This is a genomic window from Methylobacterium oryzihabitans (assembly GCF_004004555.2).
In the GTDB taxonomy this organism is placed as follows: Bacteria; Pseudomonadota; Alphaproteobacteria; order Rhizobiales; family Beijerinckiaceae; genus Methylobacterium; species Methylobacterium oryzihabitans.
In genome coordinates this window covers 1-457 of sequence record NZ_SACP01000150.1, presented here as the reverse complement: position 1 = coordinate 457, position 457 = coordinate 1, and the positions used below count along the sequence as shown (strand labels likewise).

Genomic DNA, 457 nt, shown 5'->3' with positions numbered 1-457 from the left:
ATAAACCTGGTCGGCTCGGCAAAAGCGGGAATGCCTATTTACGGGCAGCCATGTACATGCCTGCGTTGACGGCGGTGCGCTGCGATCCTTACGCGAAGGCCTTTTATGAATCGCTGGTCAGCAGGGGGAAGAAAAAAATGCAAGCGATCGCCGCTGTCATGCGCAAGTACCTGACGGGCATATGGGCATGCATGCGCGGCGATGAACCATTTGATACGGCCAAGCTTTTCAGCTCTGAACACCTTAGAAAAGCTTGACCGCCAACAGAGTATCTACAGGGGCTGCGCATGACTTTACAAGAGCAGCCTTGCGCTGCGAATGGGCCGCAAAGCGGCCCCAGAATCCGTCAGAACTGCTCGGCATCCAGCAGGTAAAGCGACTCGCTCCCCGCCTTCACCGATGCCACCAGCGAATCCACCCGTGGCAGCAACCGCGCAAAGTAGAACCGCGCCGTCCC

General features: G+C 57.5%; 1 protein-coding gene. It reads left to right on the top strand.

Features of this window, described 5'->3' with window-relative positions; all coding sequences use genetic code 11:
- A partial coding sequence (locus tag EOE48_RS30435; protein ID WP_148239830.1) for a transposase occupies nucleotides 1-257 on the top strand: 257 nt, incomplete at its 5' end.
- Nucleotides 258-457 lie beyond the last annotated feature (200 nt).